A 13,540-nucleotide genomic window follows, 5' to 3' on the forward strand; every position below is an offset into this window, starting at 1 on the left:
CAGCTGCGACCCCCCGGCGCACCGTCGGGCGTGCAGTTCTACCTCGACGGCTACCGCCCCGGCGACCCGCTCGTCGCCCCGCCCGCACCGGGCGCGGACGACGGCGCCGGCGGTCTGCCCGACCGCACCGACGTCCTCGTCGTGGGGGCGGGCCCGGCGGGCATGGTGCTCGCCGCCCAGCTGGCCCGCTTCCCCGACCTGCAGCTGCTGGTCGTCGACCGCCGTGAGGGGCCGCTCGCGGTCGGCCAGGCGGACGGCGTCGCCTGCCGGACGGTCGAGGTGTTCGAGGCCCTGGGGTTGGCCGACCGCCTCCTCGCCGAGGCCTACTGGGTGAACGAGGTCGCCTTCTGGCGACCGGACCCGGCCGACCCGTCGCGCATCGTGCGGACCGGCCGGGTGCCCGACACCGAGGAGGGGCTGTCGGAGTTCCCGCACGTGATCGTCAACCAGGCCCGGATGCTGGCCTGGCTGCGCGAGGACCTGGACCGCCAGCCCGGCCGCACCACCGTGCAGCACGGCTGGACGGTGGCCGGGCTGCAGGTGCGAGAGGACGCCCCGGACGGCTACCCGGTGACCGTCGAGCTGGCCGGGCCGGCCGGCACCGCTCGGGTGCGGGCCCGCTACGTGGTCGGCTGCGACGGCGCCCACAGCGCCGTGCGCACCGCGATCGGCCGGGAGCTGCGCGGGGACCGCACCGACCAGCGGTGGGGCGTGATGGACGTGCTCCCGGTGACCGACTTCCCCGACATCCGGCTGAAGGCGACCGTGCACTCGCACGCCGAGGGCAACATCCTGGTGATCCCGCGCGAGGGCGGCTACCTCGTCCGCTTCTACATCGAGCTGGACCAGGTCCGGGACGTCGGCGAGGTCGACCCGGACCGGCTGACCGAGATCGCCAACCGGATCCTGCACCCGTACACCGTCGAGGTCCGCGACGTCGGCTGGTGGTCGGTCTACGAGATCGGCCAGCGGCTGTGCGACCGTTTCGACGACGCCCCGGACGACGGCTCCCGCCCCCCTCGGGTGTTCATCGCCGGGGACGCCTGCCACACGCACAGCGCCAAAGCCGGCCAGGGCATGAACGTGTCGATGCACGACGCCTGGAACCTGGGCTGGAAGCTGGCCGCGGTGCTGCGTGGCACCGCCGGTCCGGAGTTGCTGCACACCTACACCGCCGAGCGGCAGGTGGTCGCGCAGGAGCTCATCGAGTTCGACCGCCGGTTCGCCGCGCTGTTCAGCCGGCCGCCCGAGGAGTCCGACCCCGAGGAGTTCGAACGCTACTTCGTGCAGCAGGGCAGGTTCACCGCCGGTGTCGCCACCCGGTACGGGCCCTCGGCGATCACCGCGTCGGACGCCCACCAGCACCTGGCCGCCGGGTTCGAGGTGGGCACCCGGTTCCACTCGGCCCCCGTCGTCCGGCTGGCCGACGCGCGGCCGGTGCAGCTGGGACACGCAGCCCGGGCGGACGGCGCCTGGCGGCTGTACCTGTTCGCCGACCGGGACGGGACCGCACTGCGCGCGCTGTGCGACCGGCTCGGGGCGCCCGGCTCGCCGCTGCGGCGGCACACCCCGGCCGGCTGGGACACCGACTCCGTGCTCGACGTCCGGGCGGTCCTGCAGCAGCACCACCACGACGTCGAGGTGGGGTCGCTGCCGGCCGTGCTGCGCCCGGTCAAGGGTCCGCTGGGGCTGGTCGACCAGGAGAAGGTCTACTGCCCCGACCCGCGGGCCGACGACGTGTTCGACCTGCGCGGCGTGGACCGGTCGGGCTGCATGGTGCTGGTGCGACCAGACCAGCACGTCGCGCACGTGCTGCCGCTGGACGGCGACGACGAGCTGGCCGCCTTCCTCGCCGGGGTGCTGCGACCGGCCTGACCCCGGGTCAGCCGCCGACGAGCCCGACCACCCCGGACGCGAGCCGGGCCCCACGGGTGACCAGCACCAGCCCCACCAGCACGGCGACGGCGAGGACCTCACCCACCGGTCATGGACTACAGGCCGCGGACGAGGAAGTCCCAGACCGCCCCGAGCGCGCGCTCGTTGTAGACGTGCTCCCGCTTGGCCATGGACTCCTCCGGGGGCGACCAGGTGGGCCAGCCGCCCGCCGTCTGCGTGAGGATCTGCTGCCGGCACGCCTGCTCCAGCACGACCGCGGCGACGGTCGCCATCCGCACGTCCGGCCCCACCGCGACGACCCCGTGGTTGACCAGGAACACCGCCCGCGCCTCGCCCAGGGTCAGCGCGACCGCCCGGCCCAGCTCACGGGTGAGCACCAGGTCGGCGGTGTCGGTGAAGCGGGGGACGCCCGGGGGGACGAAGAGGTTGGCCGCGTGGCTCACCGGCCGCAGCTCCTGGCCCGTCGCGGCCAGGGCGACGGCGTGCGGCGGATGGGTGTGCACCACTCCGCCGACCTCGGGCCGGGCCGCCATGACCTCGGTGTGGATCGGGAACTCGCTGTGCCGTGCCCCCTCCCCCTCGAGGACCTCGCCGTCGGGTGACACCAGGTGCACCCGGTCGGCGGTGACCTCGCCCAGCCCCCACTCCGCGGTCTTGAGCCACACCCCCCGGCCCTCGGGGTCGCGGGCCGAGGAGTGACCCCAGATGAGGTCGTCCTGGCCGGCGGTGGCGAGCACCCGGCAGGAGGTGGCGACGTCGTCGCGCAGCTGGTCGGTGGTGGCGCTCACGGGGTCTCCGTCCGTCGGGGGTGGACCCGGCGGACGCGGGTCCCTAGAGCAGCAGCCGGTCGATCTCCTCGACGGCGGCGAACAGGTGGTCCAGGACGTCCTGCCGGACATCCGGGGTCAGGCGGCTCAGCGGCGCCGAGGCGTTGATCGCGAGCCGCGGCGAGTGCCGGGCCGGGAGCGCGACGGCGAGCGAGCTGACGCCCTCCTCGCTCTCCTCGTCGCTGGTGGCGAACCCCTGGGCCCGCACCTGGTGCAGCACCTCCAGCAGCCGGGTACGGGTGCCGATCGAGTGCGGCGTGAGCTGGGGCAGGGGCTCGTCGGGGTAGAGCCGGAGCAGCTCCGCCTCGTCCAGCCCGGCCAGCAGCGCTTTCCCGTTGGACGTGCAGTGCGCGGGGATCGAACGGCCCAGCCGCCCGCCGACGCGCAAGGCCCTGCTGCTCTCGATCGAGTCGATGAAGTGCACGTCGGTGCCCTCGAGCCGGCCGAGGTGGACGGTCTCCTGCAGGTCGGAGTTGAGCTTCTCGAGCACGGGCCGCGCCCGGGCGCGCACGTCCAACCGGCGGAGCACACCCATGGCCAGCCCGTCGAGGGTCGGCCCCGGCACGTAGCCGCGGGTGGGGGCGTCCTGCCGGACGAAACCTCGGTACTGCAGCATCGCCAGCAGCCGGTGCGCCGTCGAGGAGGCCACGCCCAGGTACTGGCTGACGTCGGTCAGCCGCAACGCCGGGCGCTCGCCGAGCAGCAGCAGCACCTTGAGCGCGTTGTCCACGGACTCGATCGGGTACTGCGGCACGGCGCCGTGCTCCGGCGCGGGCGGGAACTGCGCACCGTCCATGCCCGCAGCCTAGGTGGCCGTCGATCACGGCAGGTTCGCCAGTTCGTGCCGCCAGGCGGTGGCGTGGTTGAACCCGGCGCCGAGGTCGGGCAGCTCGGCCATGTCGTCGGCCGGCAGGTCGACCAGCGTCCCCCCGGCCGAGACGACGGCCAGCTCCAGGCGAGCCAGGCGGTCCACCGACAGGGCGGAGAGCACTGCCTCCTCGACGCTGCGCCCGGCACTGGTCAGCCCGTGCCCGCGCAGCAGCACCACCGGCCGGTCGCCCATCGCGGCCACCATCTCCCCGGCCAGCCGGCGGTCCCTGACCAGGACGCCCCGCGGGTACACCGGGACGCCGCCGGCGGCCAGCTTGGTGCCGGGCATGTCGAAGGCGCCCACGACCGGGCGGATGGCCAGCCCGGCGAGGTCGGCGGCCACCACGGCCGGCGGGTGGGCGTGCACCACCGCGGCCACGTCGGGCCGGGTCCGCAGCACCTCGGTGTGCAGCGGCAGCTCGTTGGGTACGGTCCACTCCCCCAGTTCGCCCTCGCCTCCCGGCCCGCCGTCCAGGGTGACCAGGTGGACGTCGTCGGCGGTGGTCCAGCGCAGGCCGCGCTCCTGCGGACCACGGCACCGGACGAGCAGCAGGTCGTCCTCGACCCGCAGGCTGACGTGGCCCAGGTAGCCGTCGGCCAGTCCGCGGGCGGCCAGTACCCGGCAGGCGTCGGCGACGAGCTGCCGCTGCGCGGCGATCGTGCTCATGCCGCGGCCCGGGCCGGCGGCAGCGCTCTGACCTGGGCGACCGCGTCCGCGAACCCGGTGCCGGCCGAGACCAGCCGCCGGCAGGTGACCAGTGCCCTCGGCCAGTTCACGGTGACCGCACCGCGCAGCCGGCCCTCGTCGTCGGTGTAGAGGACCGCACCCCGGGCGGTGGCGCCGTCCAGGTTGCCCACCAGCTCGTGCCGGGTCGCGCGGGCGGGCCGGCCGACGATCTGGATGCGCCAGTCGTACTGGTCGCTCCAGACGTACTCGACGGGTTCGTGCGACCGGAGGTCGTCGGGGTGGGCGATGTTGTGCGCGGCCACCACCGCCGAGTCCACCGCGTTGGTCCAGTGCTCGACCCGCAGGTGCTCCTCGTGGCCGGGGTGGAACCAGCGGGCCAGGTCGCCCACGACGTAGACGTCCGGGGAGTCGACGGCGCGGCAGTGCTGGTCGCAGGTGACCCCGTTCTCCACCAGCAGGCCCGAGGTGGCCAGCCAGCCGTCGTTCGGGGTGGCCCCGATCCCGACCACGACGGTGGCCGCGGACAGCGACGTCCCGTCGGTGAGGGTGACCGTGAGGTCCCCCGCACCGCCGGTGACCGACTCGACCCCGGTGCCGAAGCGGGCGTCCACCCCGTGCCGGGCGTGCAGGGCGGAGAAGTGCTCGCCGACCTCGTCGCCCACGACCCGCCCGATCGGGGTGGGGAGCGGGTCGACCACGGTGACGTCGTGGCCCAGGGCGTGCGCGCTGGCGGCCACCTCGGCCCCGATGAACCCGCCACCCACCACGACGACCGGGCCCTCGTCGGCCAGGTCGTCCCGCAGCGCCCGGGCGTCGGCGAGGGTGCGGACGACGTGCACGCCCGACCCCACCCGCCAGGGCGAGGGCCGGGCGGCCGCTCCGGTGGCCAGCACGACGACGTCCCAGGCCAGCGCCGAGCCGTCGGCCAGGTGCAGCTGCTTCCCGGCCACGTCCAAGCGCTCCGCCGCCACCCCCAGCCGCAGCTCGACGTCGAGGTCGGCCGCCTGCTCGGCGGTCAGGAGCCGGATCTTGTCGGTGTCCCAGGTGCCGGCCAGGAACTGCTTGGACAGCGGCGGCTTGTCGTAGGGCAGCTCGGACTCCTCCCCCACCAGCAGGACCCGCCCCCCGAACCCGCTGCTGCGCAGCGCCTGCACGGTCCGCACCCCGGCGACCGAGGAGCCCACCACGACGACGGTGGGCACGTCAGTCCTCGACGGCCAGCGCGCTGACCGGACAGCTGCGCGCGGCCTCCTCCACCCGGGCCCGGTCGGACTCGGGGATCTCGTCCCTCAGCAGCACGACGACGCCGTCGTCGTCGATGTCGTAGACGTCGGGTGCGCCGGTGATGCAGTTGCCGTATCCCTGGCAGGCCTCGTGGTCGGCGGTGAGCCGGGGCATGGTGCTCTCCTCTGCTGTCGGGTGGTTCAGGAACGCTTGCGCGGGGCGGCGCCGAGGCCGATCCCGCCGTCGGGGTGCACCGAGCCGCCGGTGATGCCGCGGGCGCGGTCGGAGGCCAGGAACACGTAGCTCCAGGCGTGGTCGGCGGCGGTGAGCGCCACCTGCAGGGGCACCCGGGCAGCCAGCTCCTCCGCGCGCCCGGGGGTGTCACCCAGGCTGCGGCCGGCGGTGCCCAGGGTGGCCGGCCCGCGCAGGTCGGTGCCCAGCGTCCCGCCGGGGGCCACGGCGTTGACCCGGACCTCGGGAGCCAGGTCGTGGGCCAGCGCGGTGACCAGCCCGCGCACGGCGAACTTCGACGCCAGGTACAGCACGCCCCCGCGACCGGGGTGGTAGGACGACGTCGACTCGGTCAGCAGGACCACCCCGTTGCCGGCGGCCTGCAGGTGCGGGAGCGCGGCCTGCACCGACCGGAGGTGGGACAGCACGTTGGTGTGGAAGACCTCGTCGAAGGCGGACTCGAGCAGGCCGGGGTCCAGGTCGACGACCGAGCGGTAGAAGTCGAAGATGCCGACGCAGTTGACCAGCAGGTCCAGCCCGCCGAAGGCCTCCACCGCCGCGGCGACGGCGGCCTCGTTGGCCTCCTGCGAGGTCGCGTCGCCCGCCGTGACCGGGACGTCGGGTTGCTCCGCCCGCAGCGCAGCGCACTTGTCCTGGTCGCGTTCCAGGACGGCGACCCGGGCGCCCTCGGCGAGGAAGGCGTCGACGACCGCCCGGCCGATGCCGGACCCGGCGCCGACGACGAGCGCCCGCCGTCCCGCGAGCCACCCGGCGGTCACTGGCTGCCGCCCTCGACCGCCTCGGGTCCGCCGCCCTCCCGGACCGAGCCGTCGGTGACCACACCGGCGCTCGCCTCGGGGATGAGCGGCCCGAACGGGTTGGCGATCATCGCCGAGAAGGTGGCGGTGCCCTGCCAGGTCAGCGCCTCGACCTCCAGGGGGTCCAGGGCGACCCACTGCCCGGACTTGGGCGACTCGACCAGCAGCCGGGACCCGTTGCGGGTGTCGACCCTCAGCACCCGGACCTCGGCGAACTCGTTGGCGATGGTGATGGGCTCACCGCTGGCACCGGCGACCAGGGCGGCGTGCTCGGCCGCTGCGCGGCGGGCCGCGGCTGCGTCGACGTCCTCCCCCTCCCAGGACAGGCCGGTCACAGGAAGATCGCCAGGTTCTGCATCCGCATGACCGAGTCGTCGACCATGATCACCCTCCGGGCGAGCTGCCAGCCGTCGTCGACCCGGCGCAGCAGGTCCTCCCGGCCGGCGGACACGAACGACCCTTCCCGGACGTCACCGCGGTTGCGGAACAGCAGGGTCGCCGACTCCACCACCAAGTGGTCGGGGTCGTCGGTGGCGAAGGTGCGGACGTTGGACAGGTGGTGCCGCAGCCGGGACGGCGGGTCCTCGGTCCAGGCGTGCTCGGTGAGGAAGCGGGCCACCCGGCGGGACAGGGAGTACTTGTCCTCGTCGAAGTGCGCCATGCCCCGCGCGGTGTCGTAGCCGGCGCCCAGCGCGGTCGTGACCCGCACCGGCATCAGGTAGTGGACGTCGTCGGTGATGAGCTCCAGCCAGTCCTCGTAGGCCTGCTCGTCGAGCAACCAGGCCTCGTCGACCAGCCAGTGGTGGGCCTGCAGGTGGCGGGGGTCGTCGAAGGGCAGGCTGCGCCCGGTGCGCTGCACGCGCGAGGCGTGCCGGCCGAGGGCGGACTGCTCGCTCAGGGCGCCGCTCATGCCTGCGCCACCGCCTCGCCGGGCACCTCGACGTCCGAGGCCTGCGGGGAGGTACGGCCCTGGTCGTCCACGGCCCCGCTGCCCTGCGCGCCGACGGTGAGCGTGGCGGCCTGCACCGGGGGCTTCTCCAGGTCGTCGGCCCAGCGGTTGAGCAGTGCCCGCTGGTTGTGCTCGGAGTAACCGGTCCGCGCCTCGCCCGGGCCGTGGAAGGCGTCCGGACCCAGGGGCGGGGTGACCGGCTGGTCGTCCTCGAGGATGCCCATCCGGCTGTTGAGCAGCAGCCGCCGCGCCATCGAGCCGGCCGCGGTGTTGGTGAGGGAGACCCAGTTCTCCACGTCGTCCTGCTCGAACATCCCGGTCGAGCCGAAGCACATGAGGTAGGCCTTGTAGCTCAGCGCCTTGAACTCCTCGGGCGCCTGGGCGTCGACGGCGAACCAGGACAGCACCTCGGTCTCGTCCTCGCTGATGGGTTGCCACTGGCGGATGGAGATGAAGGGCAGCACGTCGTCGGACTCGCCCACCCGGGGCCAGTTGTGCACGAAGGAGAGGTTCGGGTAGACCGACGCGGCGCTGATCATGAAGCCGTCGTCGCCGATGAGGCGCAGCTGCTCGTCGGAGAACTGCTCCTTCATCCGGTCGACCATCTCCTGCGGGTAACCCACGTACCGCAGCCGCTCGTCGAGGTCGCCCTCGGGCAGCTTGTACGTTGTGCCGCCCCCGGCACCGGCCCAGTAGGTGGCGCCGTCCTTGCGCTTCTCGGCCTTGGGCTCGCGGAACAGGCCGATCTCCACGACCGAGGTGTGCGTCTGCGGGGTGTGGTACATGTCGCCGGCGAAGTTCTCCGCGCCGATCTTCCAGTTCGCCTTAACCCTCCAGCGCTGCGGACCGCGCAGCTCGATGCCCGAGGCCGACTGCTTGGTGTAGTAGTCCAGGTAGAAGCGGAAGTCGCCGAGGAACTCCTCCAGCGGGGGCGCGTCCGGGTCCATGGACACGAAGACCATCCCGTTGTAGATCGCCAGGTTCGGCGCCGGGAGCAGGCGCTGGCCCTTGCGCGCGAAGCCGGCCTCGCCGCCGTACGCGTCCTTGTGGAACGGCAGCCCGACGATGCGGCCGTCGTTGCGGTAGGACCAGCCGTGGTACGGGCAGCGGAAGTGGCTGGCGTTGCCGACCTCGGCGCGGCAGACCTGCATGCCGCGGTGCAGGCACATGTTGAAGTGCGCGCGGACCTCGCCCTGCTCGTCGCGGGTGACGATGAAGGAGTCCTCCAGCACCCGCCGGACGACGTAGTCACCGGGCTGGGCGATCTCGGACTCGTGGCCCACGAACACCCAGGCGCGGGAGAAGACGCGCTCCTTCTCCAGCTCGAAGACCTCCCGGTCGTTGTAGATGTGCGCCGGGATCATGCCGCGCCGCACGTCGGCCAGCACGGTGGTCTGATCGGTCATCCTGAGCTCACCCTCCGTCGTTCTGTCTGACAGAACTTCTCTCTCTCTAGTAGAGACCAGGCCACCCGGTCCGTCAACCGTCACTCCAGGACGACGGTGACCGCCTTGGTCTCGGTGTAGGAGAGGAGCTCGTCGACGGACTCCTCGCGTCCCACGCCGGAGGCCTTGACTCCCCCGAACGGCAGCCCCCAGTAGTGCCGGGAGGAGCCGTTGACCCACACGTAGCCGGCCTCCAGCGCGGCAGCCATCCGGTGCGCCCGGGTGACGTCGGAGGTGAAGACCCCGGCCGTGAGGCCGTACCCGGTCCGGTTGGCGATCGCCACGGCCTCGTCCTCGTCGCGGAAGGTGAGCACCGACAGCACCGGGCCGAACACCTCCTCCACGGCAGTGGGGTTGTCCGCGGCCATCGGGCCCAGCACGGTCGGGGCGACGTACCAGCCCTCCTCGCCGACGGTGTCCGGCCGCCCGCCGCCGACCAGCACCGGGGCCCCGGCGGCGGTGGCCGCCGCGATGGCCCGCATCGACTTCTCGTACTGGGCGCGGTCGACCACCGGGCCCATCTGCGTGCCGGGCTCCAGCGGGTGACCGACCCGGATGGCCCGGACCTGCTCGACCACCGCGGCGAGCACCTCGTCGGCGACGGACTCGTGCAGCAGCAGCCGGCTGGTCGACCCGCAGGACTGCCCGGCCGTCGCCGTGAAGTTCATCCCGAACACCGCGGCGTCGGCTGCCCGCGCCAGGTCAGCGTCCGGCATGACGACCAGGGCGTTCTTCCCGCCGAGCTCCAGGCTGACGTGCTTCACCCCGTGCTCGGCGGCCTCCCGCTGGATCAGCCGGCCGGTCGGCTCGGCACCGATGAACCCGATCCGTCGGATCAGCGGGTGGGCCACCAGCGCCGCACCGGTCGTCGCGCCCCGGCCGCTGACCACGCCGCACAGGTCCGGTCCGAACACGTCGGCGGCCAGTTCGGCCATCCGCAGGGCCGACAGCGGGGTCTGGTCCGGCGCCTTGAGGACGACGGCGTTGCCCGCCACCAGCGGGGCGGCCACCTTGCCGGCGGCGAAGAACAGCGGGTGGTTGAACGGGACGATCCGGCCCACCACCCCGTAGGGCTCCTGGGTGGAGTAGTGCAGGTTGCCCGACAGCGGGTAGGTCGACCCGCCCAGGGACAGCGCGTGGTCCGCCATGATCTCCAGCAGCACGGCCGCGGCCCCCACGTCGGCCTGCATGACCGGCAGCGGGAACCCGGCATCGAGCGCATCGAGGGTGGCCAACTCGTCGGTGTGCTCGCGGAGGAGGGCTGCGAACTCCCGCACCTTCCCGGCCCGGGCCCGGGCCGGCAGCCGCGCCCAGGCCCGCTGGGCCTCCCCGGCCGCGCGGACGACGGTGTCCACCTCCGCGGCCGAGCAGTCGGGGGCGTCGGTCAGCCGCCGGCCCGTCGTCGGGTCCTCGACGTCGTACCGGGCGGCCGTCGGCACCGCCCGTCCGCCGAGCAGGATGTCCAGGCGACGGTCCAGCACGGTGCTGGCTGCCTGCAGATCGGTCACGGTTCTCCTCGGTCGTCGGGTGCGGGTAGGTCAGCGGTGCAGGACGCCGCCGTTGACGCTCACCGTCTGGCCGGTGACCCACCGGCTGTCGTCGGAGAGCAGGAAGGCGACCACGCCGACCATGTCCGCAGGTTCGGCATCCCGGTGCAGCGCCTGCGCGGCCTGCATCGCGGTTCGCTGCTCCGGGGAGACGGTGGAGCGGGGCACCTCGGTGTAGGTCGGTCCCGGCGACAGGGAGTTGACCCGGATCGAGTCGCCGCCCAGCTCGTGCGCCATGGCGTGGGTCATGCCCGCCACCCCGCCCTTGCTGGCGATGTAGTGCAGGTAGCCCGGCCGGCCCAGCCAGACGGCGTCGGAGCCCACGTTGACCACGCTCGCACCGTGGCCGGTCCGGGCTCCCTCGCGCAGGGCGGGCAGCAGCGCGCTGGTGACCAGCCAGGGACCACGCAGGTTGACCGCCATGAGCCGGTCCCACTCCTCGGGCGGGATCTCCCAGAACGGGCGCATCGTGATCGTGGAGAAGATCGCAGCGTTGTTCACCAGCCCGTGGACTGCGCCGAACCTCGCCGTCACGGTTTCGGCGAAGGCGCCCACCGCCGCCGGGTCGCCGACGTCGAGGGGCACGGAGGTCGCCGCACCCCCGGTCGCGTCCAGGTCCGCGACGACCGCGGCGGCCTTCTCGGCGTCCAGGTCGGCCACCACGACCGTGCCGCCGTCGGCGACGATGCGCCGGGCGTAGGCCCGGCCCAGGCCCTGCGCACCCCCGGTGACGACGACGACCCGGCCCGCCAGCGGGCCGGTCACCGGGCCACCACCGAGCGGGTGCGGCCCGACGGCTCGTCACCGGGGACGATCTCGGACTGCAGGAGGGTCAGGCACCCGGGGCAGAAGGTCTGCCGGAGGACGACGGGGCGGTCGGCGAAGTGCGCGGAGCCTGCCCGGACGGACGGTCCGGCGGTCCGCGGGTCGGACTCGCGGACGCAGGCGTCGCGCAGCGGCTGCTGTGCCACCCCGAGGGCGGCGTCGCAGTGCCGACAGCTCACCACCCCGTCGTCGCCCTGGACCAGGTTCTCGTCGATGTGCACGCTCACGCCGGGACCTCCTCGGCCTCGAGGCCCGCCCGGCTGCGCCGCAGCGCTGCACGTCGGGTCGTGGTGGCGCCCTCGTCGACGGCGCCCTGGTCGTCGACGAGGACCCCGTACACCTCGTGCGCACCGGCCACGGACACCTTGTGCGCTGCCACGTCCGCGGCCACCGCGGCCGGGTCGCGGCGCAGGGGATCCCCGTAGCCACCCCCGCCCTGCCAGTGCGTGTAGTAGACGTCGGCGGCGCCGAGGTCCGTCTCGTGGTGGGTGGGCACCAGGTCGGTGGTCCCGGTGAGCTCGTCGAGGGACGACGGGATGCGCCCGGAGGCGAACCGTGCGTGCACGTCGGTGTCGCGCACCAGGACGTCGTGCTGGGTCCCGGCTGGCAGCCCGCCGGAGAGCCCGGCGGCCAGCGGCAGGGCCTTGCCCGGGGCCGAGACCACCAGGTGCACGCCGCCGAGCGGGCTGTCGTACGGGATGAAGCAGCTGGAGGCACCGACCCCGCCGCGGAACCGGCCCGGCCCGCCGGAGTCGGGCTCCTCGCGCCGCCACAGGTAGAGCATCGGGAAGGCGAACTCGTTCATCTCGACGTCGGCCACCCGGCCCATCGGGATGCAGGCCAGCCCGCCGGTGTCCACCCCGTCGGAGTCCGACCGCGCCCCCAGCCCACCGGCCATGGAGTCGCAGAGCATGGTCACGAAGCCACCGCCGCGCTGGTCGACCCCGGCGAGCAGCGCGAAGTCCCACGTGCCGCAGCAGACGCTCATCAGGCGCTTGCGGTGCTCGGGGTGGGTGTCGAGCATGCCGGCGAGGCACTCGGTCGCGACGTTGGTGGTGGCCCAGCCCGAGGCAACCGACGCCTTGCCGATGCCGGCCGGGAAGGTGCAGTTGTTGATGGTCCCGGGCTCGCTGATGACCTCGATGCAGCGGTAGATGCCACCGCACGCCCACGGGATGTCCCCGCACACCATGGTCAGCAGCACCGGCATGATGCCCCCGCGCAACCCGGCGAAGGTGCAGTTGATCAGCCCGTCGACCTGCGGGTCGGTGCCGGTGAAGTCGAAGACCAGCCGGTCGTCGGTCTTGGTCAGAGTCAGCGCGATCCGGTAGATGCCCCGGTCGCCGGAGCGCGCGGAGTCCTGGTGGGCCACCGCGCTCCACGAGCCGTCGGGGATCTCCCGGAGCTTGGCCCGCAGCCGCTGCTCGGCGTCGTCCATGGTCCGGCGCATCACGGCTTTGACGACGTCCGCGCCGTACTTGTCGCACAGCGCCCGCAACCGCTCGTGCGCAACGTTGTTGGCGCCGATCTTGGCCCGGAGGTCGAGCGCGACCAGCTTCGGGACCCGTGACCGGCGCAGCCAGACGTCCTCGATGTCCTGCCGGATCTCCCCGCCCTCCACGATCTTCACCGGCGGCGTGGGCAGGGACTCCCAGAAGACGTCGGTCGCGCCCACCGACCAGCTGCCGGGCGAGACGCCCCCGAGGTCGACCTGGTGGGCCACCGCGCCGGTCCAGCAGAACAGTTCGCCGTCGACGAACAGCGGCGCGAACAGGCTGGTGTCGTTCTGGTGCAGCCCACCGCCGACCCAGGGGTCGTTGCACAGGAACATGTCGCCGGGGGCGATGCCCGGCCTGGCGCACCGGTTGCGCAGCGTCCAGTTGGCAGCCATGTCCAGCGACGCGGCCAGCTCGGTGTTGTAGAGACCGACCTGGACCACGTCGCCGACCTCGTCCATGATCGCGGCGTCGAAGTCGTTGCAGTCGGTGACCACGACCGACCCGGACATGCGCTTGAGGGCCTCGCCCATCTCCTCGGTGATCGAGGTGAGGCGGTGCCGGACGACCTCGTAGGTCAGCGGGTCCAGGGCCTCGACCACCGACCTGTCGACGTCGTGCAGCCGGACCGAGTCGCCCACGACGCGGCGGGTCTCCTCCGGGCTGGTGGGGGCGTTGGCGAACTTCTCGGAACCGGCGACGGGGATGACGGGCACGTCAGCTG

The 13,540-nt window shown here is 73.5% G+C and carries 14 protein-coding genes; 1 reads left to right on the forward strand and 13 read right to left on the reverse strand.

The genetic code is table 11. The features are described from left to right. The first annotated feature begins 30 nt into the window (after positions 1–30). Positions 31–1,875 carry an FAD-dependent monooxygenase gene (locus NH342_RS02300; protein WP_253010854.1) on the forward strand — a complete coding sequence of 615 codons (1,845 nt, stop codon included), beginning with the start codon at positions 31–33 and terminating at the stop codon, positions 1,873–1,875. A gap of 116 nt (positions 1,876–1,991) precedes the next feature. On the opposite strand, the gene NH342_RS02305 is transcribed toward NH342_RS02300, so the two are convergent. The 13 genes from NH342_RS02305 to NH342_RS02365 all read right to left on the reverse strand — a co-directional run bounded on the left by NH342_RS02305 (position 1,992) and on the right by NH342_RS02365 (position 13,532). After that, the gene (locus tag NH342_RS02305; protein ID WP_253010855.1) at positions 1,992–2,684 is read right to left on the reverse strand and encodes a class II aldolase/adducin family protein; all 693 of its coding nucleotides are present in this window, start codon (positions 2,682–2,684) and stop codon (positions 1,992–1,994) included. Positions 2,685–2,727: 43 nt separating this feature from the next. Then, the gene (locus NH342_RS02310) at positions 2,728–3,519 is read right to left on the reverse strand and encodes an IclR family transcriptional regulator (protein ID WP_253010856.1); all 792 of its coding nucleotides are present in this window, start codon (positions 3,517–3,519) and stop codon (positions 2,728–2,730) included. Between the two features lie 24 nt (positions 3,520–3,543). Continuing rightward, positions 3,544–4,260 carry a class II aldolase/adducin family protein gene (locus NH342_RS02315; RefSeq protein ID WP_253010857.1) on the reverse strand — a complete coding sequence of 239 codons (717 nt, stop codon included), beginning with the start codon at positions 4,258–4,260 and terminating at the stop codon, positions 3,544–3,546. Beyond that, complete coding sequence (locus NH342_RS02320) at positions 4,257–5,483, reverse strand: FAD-dependent oxidoreductase (protein WP_253010859.1); 1,227 nt, start codon at positions 5,481–5,483, stop codon at positions 4,257–4,259. Before NH342_RS02320 ends, NH342_RS02315 begins: the two co-directional genes overlap by 4 nt. A 1-nt stretch (position 5,484) precedes the next feature. Then, positions 5,485–5,679: a ferredoxin gene (locus tag NH342_RS02325; RefSeq protein WP_253010861.1), complete on the reverse strand. Its 195-nt coding sequence runs from the start codon at positions 5,677–5,679 to the stop codon at positions 5,485–5,487. A gap of 26 nt (positions 5,680–5,705) precedes the next feature. Further along, positions 5,706–6,515 carry a 3-(cis-5,6-dihydroxycyclohexa-1,3-dien-1-yl)propanoate dehydrogenase gene (hcaB, locus tag NH342_RS02330; RefSeq protein WP_253010863.1) on the reverse strand — a complete coding sequence of 270 codons (810 nt, stop codon included), beginning with the start codon at positions 6,513–6,515 and terminating at the stop codon, positions 5,706–5,708. Further along, entirely contained in the window at positions 6,512–6,889 is a 378-nt protein-coding gene (locus NH342_RS02335; RefSeq protein WP_253010865.1) for a hypothetical protein, read from the reverse strand. Before NH342_RS02335 ends, hcaB begins: the two co-directional genes overlap by 4 nt. Beyond that, positions 6,886–7,464 (reverse strand): 3-phenylpropionate/cinnamic acid dioxygenase subunit beta, encoded by a 579-nt coding sequence (locus tag NH342_RS02340; protein ID WP_253010867.1) that lies wholly within the window; start codon positions 7,462–7,464, stop codon positions 6,886–6,888. The genes NH342_RS02335 and NH342_RS02340 overlap by 4 nt, the downstream gene beginning before the upstream one ends. Then, positions 7,461–8,909 (reverse strand): Rieske 2Fe-2S domain-containing protein, encoded by a 1,449-nt coding sequence (locus tag NH342_RS02345; protein WP_253010869.1) that lies wholly within the window; start codon positions 8,907–8,909, stop codon positions 7,461–7,463. Before NH342_RS02345 ends, NH342_RS02340 begins: the two co-directional genes overlap by 4 nt. 80 nt (positions 8,910–8,989) lie before the next feature. After that, complete coding sequence (locus NH342_RS02350; protein ID WP_253010871.1) at positions 8,990–10,456, reverse strand: aldehyde dehydrogenase family protein; 1,467 nt, start codon at positions 10,454–10,456, stop codon at positions 8,990–8,992. 30 nt (positions 10,457–10,486) lie between these two features. Continuing rightward, positions 10,487–11,260 (reverse strand): SDR family NAD(P)-dependent oxidoreductase, encoded by a 774-nt coding sequence (locus tag NH342_RS02355; protein WP_253010873.1) that lies wholly within the window; start codon positions 11,258–11,260, stop codon positions 10,487–10,489. Continuing rightward, positions 11,257–11,547: a hypothetical protein gene (locus NH342_RS02360; RefSeq protein WP_253010875.1), complete on the reverse strand. Its 291-nt coding sequence runs from the start codon at positions 11,545–11,547 to the stop codon at positions 11,257–11,259. Before NH342_RS02360 ends, NH342_RS02355 begins: the two co-directional genes overlap by 4 nt. Further along, positions 11,544–13,532, reverse strand: a complete 1,989-nt coding sequence (locus tag NH342_RS02365) for a hydantoinase B/oxoprolinase family protein (RefSeq protein ID WP_253010877.1) — start codon at positions 13,530–13,532, stop codon at positions 11,544–11,546. Before NH342_RS02365 ends, NH342_RS02360 begins: the two co-directional genes overlap by 4 nt. Between the last annotated feature and the right edge of the window lie 8 nt (positions 13,533–13,540).

The sequence above is a fragment of the Klenkia sp. PcliD-1-E genome, assembly GCF_024124375.1.
GTDB lineage: Bacteria > Actinomycetota > Actinomycetes > Mycobacteriales > Geodermatophilaceae > Klenkia.

Excerpts from the sequence above, each read along its gene's own strand:
- NH342_RS02340 (WP_253010867.1), bottom strand. The coding sequence starts at position 7,464 with ATGAGCGGCGCCCTGAGCGAGCAGTCCGCCCTCGGCCGGCACGCCTCG.
- NH342_RS02345 (WP_253010869.1), bottom strand. The coding sequence starts at position 8,909 with ATGACCGATCAGACCACCGTGCTGGCCGACGTGCGGCGCGGCATGATC.
- NH342_RS02325 (WP_253010861.1), bottom strand. The coding sequence starts at position 5,679 with ATGCCCCGGCTCACCGCCGACCACGAGGCCTGCCAGGGATACGGCAAC.
- NH342_RS02315 (WP_253010857.1), bottom strand. The coding sequence starts at position 4,260 with ATGAGCACGATCGCCGCGCAGCGGCAGCTCGTCGCCGACGCCTGCCGG.
- NH342_RS02310 (WP_253010856.1), bottom strand. The coding sequence starts at position 3,519 with ATGGACGGTGCGCAGTTCCCGCCCGCGCCGGAGCACGGCGCCGTGCCG.